Origin of the sequence: Bradyrhizobium sp. BR13661 (assembly GCF_029892425.1) — a bacterium.
Taxonomy (GTDB): Bacteria; Pseudomonadota; Alphaproteobacteria; order Rhizobiales; family Xanthobacteraceae; genus Bradyrhizobium.
The window spans coordinates 1-14,729 of record NZ_JARXWB010000060.1; the positions used below are offsets into that span (position 1 = coordinate 1).

A 14,729-nucleotide genomic window follows, 5' to 3' on the forward strand; every position below is an offset into this window, starting at 1 on the left:
TGTGTGCCTTCCTCGAAATGCCCCGTTAATGTCGTCGATTCCCATGACGGACCTACGACTCTAAGAGGACAGTTGCGATACAGAACCTAACAGCGGCTCGCGCTGAACGTTCTCGGCAAGCGAGTCGTCCTCGCCGAGAATGCCGGTCGCCGGATCGCGCACGACACAGGGCACCGGCGCGGTCTTGGCCAGGCGCTTCTGCTTCACCAGCAGCTCCAGCGCACGGTAGCGCCGGCCGCCGGCCGGGATCTCGAACATGCCGGTCTCGGCGCCTGCGGCGTCGAGGACCGGCCGGACGTTGAGGCTCTGGAGCAAAGTACGCCGGGCGATATCCTCGGCCAGCTCCTCGATGGAGATGCCGGCCTTTACGCGCCGGACATTCGACTGACTGAGAACCAGCTTGTTGAAGGGAATGTCGCGAGAAGGTGAGAGGGTGATCTTCTGAACGGCAGTAACCATGGATGATACTCCACGACGGGCAACCCAAAGTCTCTCTCTGGGTCTCTAACCCGTCACGAAGCGCAGCGCCACCCTCTTACTCTGAGGGCAGCGCCGCAAGCGGACGATCAGGAAAGACGGAAAGGCACGAAGCCGGTAACACGCCGTTCCGCATCTCCCGCTTTCCGGGTATCAGGCTGCGCGATCGAGCAGCTTCTTCGCGCGCGCCTCGAGATTAAGGCGTGCGTCCTGATGAGTCTTGCCTCGCGCAACCGCCGTGATGCCTTGCACGAAATCGAAGATGCTTTCAGGCAGGCGACCTTCCTCCGCTAGCACTGTGTCGATCACGTTGCGCGTCTCGGCCTTCGAGAAGCCGCGGCGGCGCAGAAACTCGGCGCGATCCTCGTCGGTGCGGGCCACGATCCGCTCGCGGGCAGCCTTGATGCCGTTGGCGAAGGGCAAGGGTGACGAGTTCGCGAAATTCAGGAGCGCCGGGGCCGCCTCGTGAGCAAAACGGGAAGCTGCGTATTTTGAGTGGCGAATGATGATCTCCTCGAAATCTTCCACGCCCCACAGATTGCGATTTTGGCAGACGGCACGGAGATAGAAGCTCGCCATGCCGAGCGTCTTGGCGCCCACTTCCGAGTTCCAGCAATAGAAGCCTCGAAAATAGAGGTCGGGGGAACCGTCCCGGAGGCGGCCGGCTTCGATCGGGTTCAGGTCATCGACCAGAAAAAGGAAAACGTCTCGGTCGGATGCATAGAGGGTCGTCGTGTATTTGGAAATGTCGACACGGGGATTGTAGATCCCGGTCGACCAGTCGAGCACGCCCGGCACTTTCCACCGCGTATCGCCTATGCCGTTGCCGGCGATGCGCTGCACGGCCTCAACCAGCTCATGGTCAAATATCCGGCCATAGTCCGGGCTGGTGACGGCGCGGAGCTCAACGCGACCGTCGTCGGTCTCGAGCGTTTTGATCTGTTCGGCGCGATTACTGGTGAGGCCATACTGCAGATTGATCCCTGCGAGCGCCGCGGGGAGCTGCCGCAAGTAAGCGGCGGGAGCGCCAACCTGGCTTGCAAGCTGGCCGAAGCTCCAATGGGTCGGCGCGACCGAGGTGTCAGAGCCGGGTAGCATCAGCGCCAAGCGCTCGGGGTCGGCGCGGTTCGACTCCACATGGATCAGCGCGCTTTCGACGACGCGCGTCCGGCTGCTGTCTGCGCGATAGCGCACCGACCGGGCTAGTTCGTTGAGCGACAAAAAGCGCTCATCCGCGGGACGGGAGAACCACTCGGAGGATACCCGACCGACGCGCTCGCCGCGGTTCACATCCACTCTGTAACCGCCACTGGCGTCGCCGCGGGAATCGAGAATCTGCATATTCATGGGGGGTAATCTCCATGACGGGCGCCGGAAGACTCTCCTCCGGCCCTCAACCCGTCACAGCGGGCGCAGCCCCACTCTGCCTCTGCTGCACCCTCGATCGCCGGCGCCAATGCGTCTCCGCTCCCGCCGCAGCTTCCGTCAGGGATGGAAGCCCGAAGGGTGAAAACCCGGCGAAGCTGGGGTTTCAGCGGCGGCCGACAGCCCGGGCCCGCAGGGAGACGGCCCTGCCTCGCGAAAAGCACGCTATGAGCGTGCTGGTGCCGGACTCATGATAGCTCGACGTCCTCGCGAGTCTGTGTTTGCGCGTCATAGATTCTGATCTTGAGCATGGGAAAACGCTTCTTCAGCTCTTCCGCGCCAGTCCTAGCACCGTCCCTCGTCGCAAATTCGGCCTTGAGTCGGCCGTCGATTTGGACCGCATAACCTGAAGCCGGCAATTCACGGGAAACAATAGCCATCTTATTCCATCTTGCGCAGTGAAGAGGCGACGGCGACTGTTTAGCGTGAGTCGCACAAATTGCGCCAGCTTACTCCGATGTTGATTTGCCGCTCCTAGTTGCTGAAGCTTCGATTCGCCAAGGGAAGGCGCGTTCAAGGATGTGCGTTTGCATCATCCGAACAGCGGGTCGGAGTGCCGGACGATCTGAGTGCGTTGTAGAGGAGCGGGCCATGGCGAAAAACGAAGAAACAGCGACGGCGCGCTACATCGCCAGCAATGTATCCACGCAATGAGTTCAAAATCCCGAGGCGGTTTTCACCCACGGCCAGCGCAGCCTTGGGGATCGGCATGTCTATGCGCAGCGCAGGCGCTTGGTTCGAACACTATCACGAAACATCTCCAGGGCCGGTATTGGCCGAGACCTCAAGCGGCCGGCGCCGCCGGGCGCTCGACGTGAAGTCACGGACTACGGAATATGTGGGGCTGAGGGAGCCGAACTCGCGGGTTAGACGTCCGCGTTCTACCCTTTCGGGCCTCTTTGTTTGAGATCGATTGCCGAAGGAGCGTCAAGGACACGCCCACAGAATAAAGAAGGAATGGTGTGCTATGATCGTTAATTGTCTGGAGTCGGAGAGAGCGGGGTGAGTGAACCGGCGCAGGTACTTTGTCGAGTCCTGAGCCTAGATGGCGGGGGCGCGAAGGGATTTTATACGCTTGGCGCCCTCAAAGAGATTGAGGCCCTGGCCGGCTGCCCGCTCTTCGAGAAATTCGACCTGATCTACGGCACGAGTACCGGCGCCATTATCGCTGCGCTGCTCGGTCTCGGAAAATCCGTCGACGAGATCCAGACGTTGTATCGCGACCACGTCGTGAAGGTCATGGCGGCCTGGTTGCCAAGTTCAAAGACGGCGGCGCTCGAGGAGCTTGCTGCCGATGTCTTCGGTGACCTCAAGTTCGATGCGTTTAAGACCGATATCGGCATCGTCGGTACGCGCTGGCTGGAAGAACGACCTATGATCTTCAAGACGAATCGTCGGCAAGCTTTCTCGGGCAAAGGGACCTTCGAACCCGGCTTCGGTTGCACTATCGCTGACGCGGTCATCGGATCGTGCTCGGCCTATCCATTCTTCGAGAAGAAATTTGTCCTTACCGGCCACGGCGAGCGCATTGAGGTGCGCGACGGCGGTTTCGTGGCGAATAATCCGGCGCTCTTTGCGATAGTGGATGCGACCGAATCGCTTGGCTTCCCCCGCACCGACGTTCGTGTCGTTAGCATCGGGGTTGGCGAATATCCGCCACCGAAGCTGCCGACGTGGAGCGTGCGGAAATGGGCAAGCAAGCTGCCGACGATGGTCTTTCTCCAAAAGACGATGGAGATAAGTACGCAGTCGATGGATCAATTGCGGAAAGTGCTTTTCCGGGAGATCCAGACCGTCCGCATTCACAACAAGTATACGCAGCCCGAGCTCGCAACCGACATGCTCGAAGTGGATCTCAACAAGCTCAACACATTGTGGCTCCGCGGCCGCGATTCCGCGCGCGAAGTCGAATCCGATTTGAAAAACTTCTTGCTCTAGGGAGGATGTGGTGGCGATTGCAGAAAGTCAGTTGGATACGTGGTCGCAGCAAGGCAAGACGGCCCAGTTTACCACCACATACAATTCCATTCGGGAGAAGCTGCTGGACGGACATGCGCCGTATCCGGTGAAGAATGTCGAAATCCGCCTGCAAGGGTCCTACGGCAACGACACGAACGTGTGGGCCGATAGCGATGTCGATATTGTACTGAAGCACACCGGCGCGTTCTACCACGACCTTTCGGAGATGCCCGCGGAGAAGCAGCAAGCCTTCACAAAGGCGTATGGTGCCGACGCCGCGTACGGCTATCACCACTTCAAGACGGACGCACTCAAATGGATCAACGGCCTTTATAAAGACGACGTCGACAGTTCCGGCAAGAAGGCGATCAAAGTGCGCGGCAACGGCAATCGGCGCAACGCGGACATCATCATCTGCCAAGAGTTTCGCCGCTACCGGAATTTCAATGGAATCGGGCGCGAAGAATTTGCCGAGGGTATGGCGTTCTATGTCGGAAATCAGCGCATCGAGAACTTTCCGAAGCAGCATTCCGACAACTGTACGGCCAAGCACCAGGAGACCGGTAACTTCAAGCACATGGTCCGCATCTTCAAGAACATGCGGAACCGCATGATCGAGAACGGGTTGCTCGCCGAAGGAATCGCTCCGTCCTACTTCATAGAAGGCATGCTTTGGAACGTGCCGAAGGACAAGTTCGCGGGGACCTACACCCAAGCCTGGGTGGCATGCTTCAACTGGCTCGTGACGACGGATAAGACGAAGCTGACAACGGCGAGCGGCCTGCACTGGCTCGTTCGGGATAATTCTCTGGTATGCTGGCCGACGGCCAACTTCAACACTTTTACAGCCGCGCTGAAAAGATACTGGGAGAGTTGACCGGTTGCCCGGCTCGGCCCTCGGTGTACCATGCTGCTTTCCAGTGATGTCCGATGGCATTACCTGATTCAACCGAAACACCGCGCACGCTGGCTCTCCGCAAGATCGTCGAGGAGACCGGCCCCGAGCAAATGCTGGGCTGGGCCAAACCGACGGACGAAGACTATGCGTTATTCGGAAAGATCACCCATATCTACAGCGCCTTCGATTTCATCCTGCGCTACATGGCGGAGACGATGGATAAGCAAGGCATGTTCAAGGAGCCCTGGGCCGGAAAGGCGCAGAAGCTCACGATGGCTCAGGTCGCCGAAGCGATACAATCATCCCCCATCTGGACCGACTCGAATAGGTTCGCTCTGCAGGAGATAGAGAAATACCGGCGCACGCGAAACCTTGTTGCTCACTTCATCGTCCGACACTTCCCTGAAGAGGATGCTTATGTCTTCATGACGAAGAGCGCGATTGATTACCGCAGGGTCTACGGTGAGCTGCCCGACGGCATCGACGCCATGCTCTACGGCGTCCTTGATGCGGAGCAATTGCGCGAGTTGGTGCCGGTGCTGGAAGGTCTGCTGAAGTGGGCGGCGCAGGTCCTCCGCGACTTGAGTCAGCCTATTTCTCCCACCGCAGACTAAGCTTCGTTCTCCTCGGCGCATTTGGGCAGGAGAGGCTTGATCTTCTTGCGGTTCCAGAAAGGATCTATGAATGGGCATTCGTAGCAGGGGCCGAGGTTCTCGACCTTCGCATTGTCGAAGAATCCGCGTGCAGCCTCGTGCCGTTTCTCGGGGATGATGAGGAACGCGACGTCGTCTTCGGAGAACTCGAAGTGGCCGGCCTTACGCCATTCCCGTTCCCACTCGAAAAAATAGGTGCTGTTGCCGTACTTCCCCGGGGCGTCGACGAAGGGGGTAATTCTCCAAATCGGATGATCCGGGTCCTTTTTTGCGCTCTTCACTATTTGCTTCAGCCCGGCCGTCACGTCGTGGTCCTTGTACGCGTACATGATCGGATTGGCGCCTCTGTGAACGACGAAATCCTTCCTGAATACGATGCCATACTCGGACCGAGCTTCGGCCAAGCGTGTTAGGCGGTGGAGCGGAACCTCGCTGAAGCAGGCGACACGCTGCGATTTCGGATCCGGTGCCTTTTCCCGCACCAAACCGAACGGGTTCCTGGCCTTGATGACGCGGCTGCCCAAAATTCGTAGCATGTTTTCGTAGGCACTTTTCTGATCATAGTCCTTCGCGAAGTGCACGACGTAGTCGGACATATCCGTCCAGTTTGATTTATTCTCTCCGAAGAACGGGGACGCCATGGGCTGCTCCAATTGTTCTGATGTGCGTGTGGTGGGCGGTCAGTAGTAGCTGCCGCCGACGTTGGCAGACATCAATGAGCCGTAGGTGTAGGCAGAAAGCAGCTCGCTCTTCCCTTCCGGGCTTATGGTGACGGTCAGGCTCGGTCGCACCTTTTTCACTTTCTCGCGCGTGCTTTGAAGCTTCGCATAAGCGTCTTCGAACTGCTTCTTGTCCCACAGCGGGTCGCGAACCCTGACCGCGCCACCGCGCGCGCTGGTTACTCGAAATTGCACGCCGTCATTTGCTGCAGGCTCAAACGCGGCGTGAGCCATGAGGATGCGGCCTTCATTGAGCTTGGCTATGTCGTTGAAGAGGCTCTGTAGCGCGTTAACGTCTTCCTTCGGCGCCGTCTCATTGGCGACAATCTTGAGCAAGTTGACCTTCTTGAAGAAGTCCAAGCTGTGCGACACCACATCCGCTGCGTCGCTCTTAAGGTCGAGTATTTGCACGATGCTCGCGTTGATCTCGCGTTCCAAAAGCGCGAACTCGTAAAGATAGCGACCCACCTTCGCACAGGCGGCGTCCAAATCGGTGCTCACGAAATCCTCCCCAAAGCCCATTACCCATATTGAGAGACGTGTGCCTTTCATTTAGTCCGAGGTTCAGATCGAGCCTAAGGCCTGCCTATGTAAAAATTTTCCGATCTATCCTCGTTGAAGCAGAATTCAATATCTTGCTCGTTATCAAGTAGCTCAATCGCAAGAACGCTGCGGTCGTCAGCTTCGCCGATCATTGGGGGAAACTGGCCCTGCATGAACATGGCTTGTTCTTCGGAAGTAAGCTCTGTCCAAAACCCGTCAGTCGCAGCGATAAGTGAGCTGCCCCGCTCCGCTTTGATTTCAGCGGCGTTAGGAGGCATGAACTCCCTGGCCCGGAAACTCCGAGTGAGTCGGTGCCTGACGTGACTTTCTGCAATCGCCGCGACTGGAATGTCGTCAATCACATTGGCCAACGTGTGTGGCCTGATGAGCCACTGGAGAGGACTTTTTCCTACCCGCCGTCCCAGCAAACAATCGCCGGCGTGTAGAACGAGTGCCGGTCCGGTTCCTGCGAGACACACGATCACATAGCTGGCCGTATCCCGGGGAAACTGCTTCGATAGGCTTCCATGAATTTTGCGCAATTGTGCAGTCAGGGTCTCTGCCGTTACGTCGTCAGCCGTAGCGACGTACCAATCTATGACATCACGGGCGATCTGGCCGGCAAGTTCGCCGCTCTTTGGTCCTGACGTCGCCCCATCTAGGACGAGGCACAGCACCCCATCGGGGCGTATTCCGACGCCGCCATAGTCACGATTGTCTCCGGTCTTTGTTCCCCGCTGACTGCGCCAATCGAGCTGCATTTTCATTTTAACTGTCGCTCTCGCTTATGGCGACAAAGCGCTCACGCACAATATCGACGCGCCCTTCCGGACCATTGATATTGCCCGCCAGAAAATGATCAAAATCATCGTGCTTCAATAAAGCTCTGAACTGTTCTGCAATGTAGCGGCGAACATCATCGTCGGCGGCTTGAATTTCAGCGACGAGCTCCTCCCGGCCATCGACCACGAGAAGAATGTCCTCCATATCGCGGCTTCCCAACAGATCATTGTTCCCGCGACCGAGATACGCCGCCAACTTTGTCGCCAGAAACAGTTCTGGCGTGAGGCGTCTGATAGTCATCGTGTCGGTCAGAGGATGATTGACCGCCGTTTCAATGCCCTTGGCATACCAGCGATTGCTAAAGCCAAGAATGCTTTCATCGTCGGGCATAAAATCAACCTTGAGGTCGCCAAGCCTCATCCGGCAAATCACATCGTCCTCTGGAGCTTCCGCAAATCCCTTTTGCCGCAATTGCTCTTGCAGTTGCGCCCATTGCGCACGTCCGACGAGATCAACGATCAGATCCACATCGTCCGTTGCTCGTACGCCTTCGAGCGTAATCTCATCGGTAATGAAAAGAGCTGTCGTGCATCCACCAACAAAGACCAGCCGCTCCCGCAGGTCGTCGCCCAGCGCCGTGGCGACGGTTTCCAACATAACAAGCAATTGGCCCTTCACGCTGGTCATTTTTTCAAAAGCCTTTCTGAAATACGCTCAACGGCCAGCCCGGTTTCTCTCTGATTTCCAATCCGAATGGCATCAACAAGGGCTAGATATTCGTACAGACGGTCGTCCTTCTGGACGGCTTCAGGGACGCTCTTGAACAGAGGCTCCAGCGATTGTCCCTGGGCTTTGCCTTTGGCAAATGGCCAGACGTAGATATATTCGCCCGCGCTGATCAGCAGACTCTTCAACGAGGGAGCTGCAAAGGCGGTGGGGACGCCTCGCGTCATGGCACCGGGCTTCGCCGGAAAAACAAACTTCAGTCCGTGGACAATAAAATTGCAGAGGTTGCGACGGTTGGGCTTTGGCCGGCCGGAATTGCTATCTTTGACCGCAATGCCTGAAGAGACGCTTCGGTTGATCGAGGCATTGACTTCCGTCTTGCTGATTCCGAGGGAAGCTTCTAAGCCGCGAACGGAAAAGGGGTCTTCACGGTGCGCATCCGACCTTGGATGCCGGCCCCCCTCCTGCTCTTCTCGCTCCAAGCTTACGAGCTTGAGCAATATGACGACATCCTGGCTTTTCATCTGATATAAGCCCCTGTCCCTTGTCCTAGGACTAAGGACAGTCAGCCACAAGGTCGGCCCGACTGTCAAACAATCTTTCTCAAATCAGAAAGAGAAACCTCATAATTCCATGTAATTTCAATTTCTTATCAGAAAAAGACCAACGCTTCGCGAAAATTCGGTCTCCAGCAGGACGACAGATGTCAGGTCGCCTTGGGCATTTGGACCATATTCCCTCCCCGCTGCCCAGATCTCGTCAGGGGGCGGTGGCGACAGCCATACGCGCAATTATAAGCTGCGCGTAGGCATTCCGGTCTCACCTGAATCCCGCACCTTCACCCTGATCTAGTCGGTACCGCTCGAACTCCCCCTCAGCCAAGCCCTCGAATTGCGAACAAAACAAGAATATGTAATGCTTCACAATATTTAACCTTCTGATTCGGATACCGCCTCCAAATGGCAACCGGGAGGAACTCCAGGTGCGCGAAGCCGACGCTGGAGTCACGCTTCAGTTTCGTCGGCGACGCGGTCGCGCCTGCCGATCGCGAAGCTCTCCGGTCTGCGATGTTCGAGGTCGAGGACCGGCTCTCGGGTGCTGAGCGTTGCCTGAAGCTATGGCGCAAGACCGGAACTCCGGTTGACGAGGATCTTCGTCAGCTTTGGCTGCATGAGATGCGGCAGGTGCAGCGGGTCATGTCCTATGCAGGGGCGCGCGAAGTTATCGTCGACGTTCTGGAATTCGTAGAGGACGACGAGAATTTCGGCGTTGTTTTGGAGCGCGTCGGCCAACCATTGAGCGAGAAGCGAAAACGAGTTTCACGCGCCCATTGGGTGCGAAATCTCAATGTTCCCCGCTTCAGAATTCTGTTCTGGCGCAACATCGCGCGGCTGGTGGTCGCACTCGGCATCATCCACAAGCAAAGCCTGGTGCACGGCCGCATCAATGCTGATGTGGTCATGACTGAGGGTACGGACGAGCCGGATTTCCAGCTCGGCGGATTCGAATGGAGTCTCTGGCTGACGTCAGATCTGGCTGAGAAATCGCAGGCAAAACTCGGACCGGCTGCGGCAATCAAACGGGCCGAGAGCTATTCCTTCGCCGACGATTGGCGCGAGTTCGGGCTGATGATCGCCGATTGCCTGGAGACGGTCATTCAGAAGACCGGCGAAGTATATCCAAAATCGGGATCGCTGATTACGTTAGATGTTCCAGAGCGAGTCTTGCTGCGCCGCCTGGTTACACCTGCCCGAATGGACCATCTCGACGCGGATTCAATTGCCCGTGCGATCAGCGACTTGATTGCGAGCGTATCGCGGGCGTCATCGGTGCGAGCCGGCACGTTTATCTTTTTTTTCGACACTCAGTCGAAGCTGGGCGATGCGGTCTATACCATCACGTCTGGCGCCATTCCTGTTGATGAATATCGCCGGCAACTCGATTGGGTCCGGGCGGACCTCGATCAAGGCGCGACGCTGCTCGTTCCTCGCGATTTCGACCCCGCGACCAGTTGGTTGCGGCTCGTTACCGACACGATGATCTACAGGCTACGCGCTTTTCGCAACGAAGGTACGCCCGTTTGGGATACAGCCGTATGCCAAGGAGTCGATGTTCGAGATGACGTGTTCAGTCCTGGAGAGCACGACGAACACACCATTGTTCAGCCGATTACGGTTGCCACCTCATCGCGAACGGCACAAGAGCTCCGCGGACGGCTGGGGCCGGACATACTGGACTGGAGCTCATTTGCGAGGCCGGTTCGCGACGCTGGACCCATCAGCGAAAACGTCGCGATCCGACGAGCCCTGCTTTTGGTCCAGATTATTGAAGCCGTTACCAAGGCGCTAGATGTCTACCCTGTCGAGGTTCTAGAGACAGGGCGCCGCGAGGGCCGGAGATTTGCGATCATTCGGGCTGAGCCGGACAACGATCGCGACAAGATCGCAAAACGGGTCGGCCTTTCTGAAAGTGCCGCAGCGCTGAAGCGGCTATTTGAGGACGATCATCGCGATGCCGATGCAAAGTGGCGACTAAGTCAAGCAGCAAGCTTGGGGGCATCCAGAAGCGGTGATGTCATCGCGAGCTTCGCCGAAGTTGTCGATCATCGTGGACTGCGCGGCTATCAATTTGAAATCGATGAAGAGCTGCCAAGTGACGAGCGTCTTTTTCTGCGGACCGAACGCGACACTGGTACAGAACAGGTAATCGGCCGCCGATTGCGAAACATCAAGGCACTCGATACGCGCGTTGATCTCACCGAGATGCTGGCTGATCCTTGGCGCGTAAGGCGTGCCAGTCGCGAAACTCTGACAGATGCCGAGCGAAACGATGAACATTTCCTCGATCTCGACAAGCCCAAGCGAGAGGCCCTGATTGGCTCTTGGTCCACGTTGCCGTCGTTCTTCGTCGTCGGTCCGCCTGGCGTGGGCAAGACCAAACTTGCGACTGAAATTGTTCGGCGTCGGTTTGCTGCCGATGGTGCGACGCGAATGCTGATTAGCGCGCAGGGGCACGACGCCCTCGACAATCTCCAGGAGAAAGTCAAAGAGACGCTCGCCAAAGCCAAGCTCAATGACGTGCTCGTGATTCGTTCGACCACCCCTGAGAAACGGACGACCAGCGACGAGGAAGTTCACCGGGCAGGACTGGAATATCTCGAACGCCTCGCAAACAGTCGTATCATGGGCGATCTCCCGTCGTCGATCCGAACCCGCGCCACCGCGCTAAAGCAAGCGGCTGGTCGCCTCGAACACGCCAAGGATATGGTCGATCGCCAGGAGCGCTCCAGCCTAGGCGCGGTTTCGCATTTGGTGCTGGATGCCGCGAATGTCGTGATATCGACTGCAAATTCGCCAGATATTGAGCGTCTCGTTGAAGCACGCGAGCAATTCGATTGGGTGATCGTCGAGGAGGCGGCCAAGGCGACAGGCCCGGAATTGATCGGGCCGCTGATGCTTTCCGGGCGCCGACTGCTCATCGGTGATCATTACCAACTTCCACCATTTGAGGCAGACCGCCTTGTGAAAATTCTCAGCGACCACAGCCTCGTGGTCGAGGCGCTCGGGCTTGCCGAACAGCTTGTAGGACCCCTGATGCGGGAGGGAGAACTCGATGAGCTCGAGCCCCTGAAAGCCGATCATATTGCGCTGCGCGAGATAGCCGGAACGGCGTTGCGCGTGCTCGAGCCGTTCCGGACGGTTGTCGAGGAAGATGAGCGGCGCGCTGCCTCCAATCCCAATCATCGCTCGCTGGCTGCGACGTTGACCGAGCAGCGCCGCATGGACCCCGCCATTGCCGAAATCGTTTCCAAAGCTTTTTACGGCGGTCGCCTGGAAACTGAATCTGGCCGCAAACTTGCCGCTGAAACAGAAGAACCGCCTATTATCCATCTTGGCGCAATGCCGAAGTCGCCGGTCGTGGTCGTGGACTTTCCGCACGTCAGTTCGACCAGTCATGGCTTCGGCGCCGAGCGCGGGCGACCTCAATGGCATAACCCAGCGGAAGTGTCGGCCGTCATCGATGTCCTCAGAGGGCTGCGGCCTCGGCGCAGCAACAAGAAGCCCAGCCTCGCCGTTCTGTCACCGTATAAGGCGCAGGTGGACAAGCTCCGCGACGGACTTGCCGCACACCGGACGAACGAACTGGCACACCTTGAAGGGTTTTCGCCGGTGCGAAGCAATAGCGCCTTCGTCGGCACGGTCGACTCATTTCAAGGCAGCGAAGCCGACGTTGTTATTTTATCTCTGGTCCGAAATAGCGGGCGGACTGGCGCCGGGGCGCTGGGGTTTTTGCGGGACCGACGTCGGATGAATGTGGCGTTTAGCCGCGCAAAGACTCAATTGATCGTCGTCGGCAGCCTCGCTTTTTTGCGCGAGGCTGTACGCGGGGTCAACCCGGACGCTGAGGAACACGACCTTTCTTTTCTAACCATCATGGTCGAAGCGATCGAGAATCTCGCCACCCGCAAGCGCGGACATTCGCCGCTTGCAAGCATTGTAGCGCCTTCCATTTTGAAGGCTCGCCCATGACGGTCGTAATCGCCGTTCCTGTATTTCGTGTGGGGTGCAGGGTCGGCATCGACCGCGGCCGAGCATGGAGTGTGGTAGAAGAAGCGGTTTTGTGGGCAATCACACGGCAATCAAAGACCGTTGCGGACCTGTCGTTTGAGACTGATCTTCCACGCCAGATTATTGTGGCGTCGATTGCCCGCCTGATGCGTTTCCGCCTCGTTGAAGTTACGCCCAAAGATGGCACCGTCGCATTTCGCGCGAGCGATTATGGCTTCAAGGCCGTCAGCGGCGGACATCCCCTCCCGTATTTTCCGAAGCGGGTCGCGAGACGTGTAAGCTTCGTGATCGAATGGGCTACGGGTAACTTCTTTCCAACGCGACAAGTGCCGCGGCTGTTGTCGGCGTTTCGACTTGATCAAGAGCGGCAGGTTGGGGCAGAGGTCCGGACGATCTTCGTCGAGGGGGGCGGTCCGTCGATGTCCCATCAAGCCAATTTGAACCGTCTTTCCGAAATTGCGGCACGGGGTTGGGATGAGCAGGTCGCTTTGGTCGACGGCAGAACGGCGACTCTGCGTGATGATGAATTCATGGTGCTGCGCGTCATCGACGGCGAGGCACAGGGACTTCCCCAGTCGGCCGGCCCTGCCCTGCGCAAACTTGTTGCCGAGGCTGCGGCATTGCCGCCCGGCACTACACATGTTCCGGTGATTTACAGCGGTCCCCGCGAGACGCTCGACAGCGAGCCCGTGAGCCACGTCTGCGACTTCGATGCGAAGGACATTATTATCGGCGGTACCGCGCATCGAGAAAGTCTCGAGGCTATGCTGGGTCAGGCCCACCGACGAATGATAATCCATTCGACATTCCTGGACGCAAAACGGTTTCAACTTCTCGCCGAGCCAATCAGGGTGGCCTGCCTCCGCGGCGTGAAGTTTGACTTGCTTTGGGGAGCGGAGAAAGACGACGAAACAGAAACGAAGAACTCCACGGCGGCATCAGACATCGCGAAATTCATACGTGACGATCCGGTCATGAAGGGCCGCTTTTCGGTACGGATGAAGTCAACTGGGTCGCATGCCAAAGTTATCTTGTATGACACAGCCGACGATGGGTGGATCGCCGCAGTCGGCTCTTGTAATTGGCTGTCGTCGCCGTTTCAGGCAGTTGAGCTGTCGGTCATCCTTCGCAACCAGCACGTTGTCGCCGACGTTGCGTTCTCCATTCAGCGGCTCGTCGGGCGTCGCGGCTTGGCCGATGACATGGCGACCGAGATGGCCGTGACGACCCGCGATCTTCGAAGGCACGCCGGCTCTCAGGGCTCGGCAAAGATGTCCATCGTTGTTGGCGAAACTCACGATCAACTGATCAGAACCGCAAGCGGAGCTTCGCATCGTTTTTTGGTCGGAAGTCATCGGCTCGGTTCGACCGCGCGCCCTGGCGCGATCATGCAAGGTGAAACAGCGGCCAGCCGAGAGGGTGTCAAGGCGATCGTCCTCTATACGCAGCCGAGTGGACCGTTGAAAAATAGGCATACCAAGGCGCTCGAGGAGGAAGCAGACAGCAATGGCCTGATCCTGCGCAGAACTCGTAAACCTCCGCTTCACGGCAAATTCGCGGCTTGGGACAAGGACGACATTGTCATCACCAGCCTCAACTGGGCTTCGGCTGCGACCGACCCCGATTTCCCGTGGGGCGATATCGGCGTTCATCTCAATTCTCCAGGCATCGCCGACGAGTTGGCAAGCCGTCTTGAGGCAATTCTTCCTGAACTGCGCGAGTTGGAACATCCGAAAAACGCAAACTAAATCGATTATTCATCTCCGCGTCTGCCGTGCAGCATCGTTGCCTAGTTTACTCAAAAAATGCAGCCCATGTGCCATTCCGGAACGAATGAGATTGAACCGTTAGAGCAACACAAATCCGAACATCGCGCCTTGGCGTGTCAATCGGCTTGCAAATTTGACCCCTCATCGGCGTCCAATTTTGACCCCTTCGAGCGGCGGGGTTTGGCGGTAGCGCTCGTCTCGTCGGAGCT

13 protein-coding genes and 1 pseudogene are annotated in these 14,729 nt (G+C 57.8%); 5 read left to right on the forward strand and 9 right to left on the reverse strand.

Annotated features, from left to right (window positions below):
- Window positions 1–60: 60 nt before the first annotated feature.
- The 3 genes from M2427_RS41360 to M2427_RS41370 all read right to left on the reverse strand — a co-directional run bounded on the left by M2427_RS41360 (window position 61) and on the right by M2427_RS41370 (window position 2,282).
- Window positions 61–459 carry a ParB/Srx family N-terminal domain-containing protein gene (locus M2427_RS41360; protein WP_280712464.1) on the reverse strand — a complete coding sequence of 133 codons (399 nt, stop codon included), beginning with the start codon at window positions 457–459 and terminating at the stop codon, window positions 61–63.
- Between the two features lie 171 nt (window positions 460–630).
- Window positions 631–1,824 (reverse strand): DUF932 domain-containing protein, encoded by a 1,194-nt coding sequence (locus tag M2427_RS41365; RefSeq protein ID WP_280712465.1) that lies wholly within the window; start codon window positions 1,822–1,824, stop codon window positions 631–633.
- A gap of 266 nt (window positions 1,825–2,090) precedes the next feature.
- Window positions 2,091–2,282 (reverse strand): hypothetical protein, encoded by a 192-nt coding sequence (locus M2427_RS41370; RefSeq protein ID WP_280712466.1) that lies wholly within the window; start codon window positions 2,280–2,282, stop codon window positions 2,091–2,093.
- A gap of 622 nt (window positions 2,283–2,904) precedes the next feature.
- On the opposite strand from M2427_RS41370, the gene M2427_RS41375 reads away from it, so the two are divergent.
- Genes M2427_RS41375 through M2427_RS41385 form a run of 3 tightly spaced genes read left to right on the forward strand, consistent with a single transcriptional unit; the run spans window position 2,905 to window position 5,373 of the window.
- On the forward strand, window positions 2,905–3,840 hold the full coding sequence (locus M2427_RS41375) for a patatin-like phospholipase family protein (protein WP_280712467.1): 936 nt from the start codon (window positions 2,905–2,907) through the stop codon (window positions 3,838–3,840).
- Between the two features lie 10 nt (window positions 3,841–3,850).
- On the forward strand, window positions 3,851–4,738 hold the full coding sequence (locus M2427_RS41380; RefSeq protein WP_280712468.1) for a nucleotidyltransferase: 888 nt from the start codon (window positions 3,851–3,853) through the stop codon (window positions 4,736–4,738).
- A 53-nt stretch (window positions 4,739–4,791) separates the two neighbouring features.
- Entirely contained in the window at window positions 4,792–5,373 is a 582-nt protein-coding gene (locus M2427_RS41385; protein WP_280712469.1) for a hypothetical protein, read from the forward strand.
- On the opposite strand, the gene M2427_RS41390 is transcribed toward M2427_RS41385, so the two are convergent.
- The 5 genes from M2427_RS41390 to M2427_RS41410 form a co-directional block, all read right to left on the reverse strand.
- The gene (locus tag M2427_RS41390; protein WP_280712470.1) at window positions 5,370–6,053 is read right to left on the reverse strand and encodes an abortive infection system antitoxin AbiGi family protein; all 684 of its coding nucleotides are present in this window, start codon (window positions 6,051–6,053) and stop codon (window positions 5,370–5,372) included. The genes M2427_RS41385 and M2427_RS41390 overlap by 4 nt on opposite strands.
- A 39-nt stretch (window positions 6,054–6,092) precedes the next feature.
- Window positions 6,093–6,632, reverse strand: coding sequence for a hypothetical protein (locus M2427_RS41395; protein WP_280712471.1), 540 nt, complete (start codon window positions 6,630–6,632; stop codon window positions 6,093–6,095).
- A gap of 74 nt (window positions 6,633–6,706) precedes the next feature.
- Complete coding sequence (locus M2427_RS41400; RefSeq protein ID WP_280712472.1) at window positions 6,707–7,441, reverse strand: protein phosphatase 2C domain-containing protein; 735 nt, start codon at window positions 7,439–7,441, stop codon at window positions 6,707–6,709.
- A 1-nt stretch (window position 7,442) separates the two neighbouring features.
- Window positions 7,443–8,144, reverse strand: coding sequence for a hypothetical protein (locus tag M2427_RS41405; protein WP_280712473.1), 702 nt, complete (start codon window positions 8,142–8,144; stop codon window positions 7,443–7,445).
- A complete protein-coding gene (locus M2427_RS41410) occupies window positions 8,141–8,707 on the reverse strand; it encodes a hypothetical protein (protein WP_035680583.1) in 567 nt (188 codons plus the stop codon). Before M2427_RS41410 ends, M2427_RS41405 begins: the two co-directional genes overlap by 4 nt.
- Before the next feature lie 435 nt (window positions 8,708–9,142).
- Between M2427_RS41410 and M2427_RS41415 the strand changes: the two genes are divergently transcribed.
- Together M2427_RS41415 and M2427_RS41420 are read left to right on the forward strand one after the other, a co-directional pair.
- Window positions 9,143–12,712 carry an ATP-binding protein gene (locus M2427_RS41415; protein WP_280712474.1) on the forward strand — a complete coding sequence of 1,190 codons (3,570 nt, stop codon included), beginning with the start codon at window positions 9,143–9,145 and terminating at the stop codon, window positions 12,710–12,712.
- Complete coding sequence (locus M2427_RS41420) at window positions 12,709–14,499, forward strand: phospholipase D-like domain-containing protein (RefSeq protein WP_280712475.1); 1,791 nt, start codon at window positions 12,709–12,711, stop codon at window positions 14,497–14,499. Before M2427_RS41415 ends, M2427_RS41420 begins: the two co-directional genes overlap by 4 nt.
- Before the next feature lie 137 nt (window positions 14,500–14,636).
- Here the strand turns inward: M2427_RS41420 and M2427_RS42205 are convergent.
- Window positions 14,637–14,729 (reverse strand): annotated as a pseudogene (locus M2427_RS42205) (IS21-like element helper ATPase IstB); the annotation flags it as partial.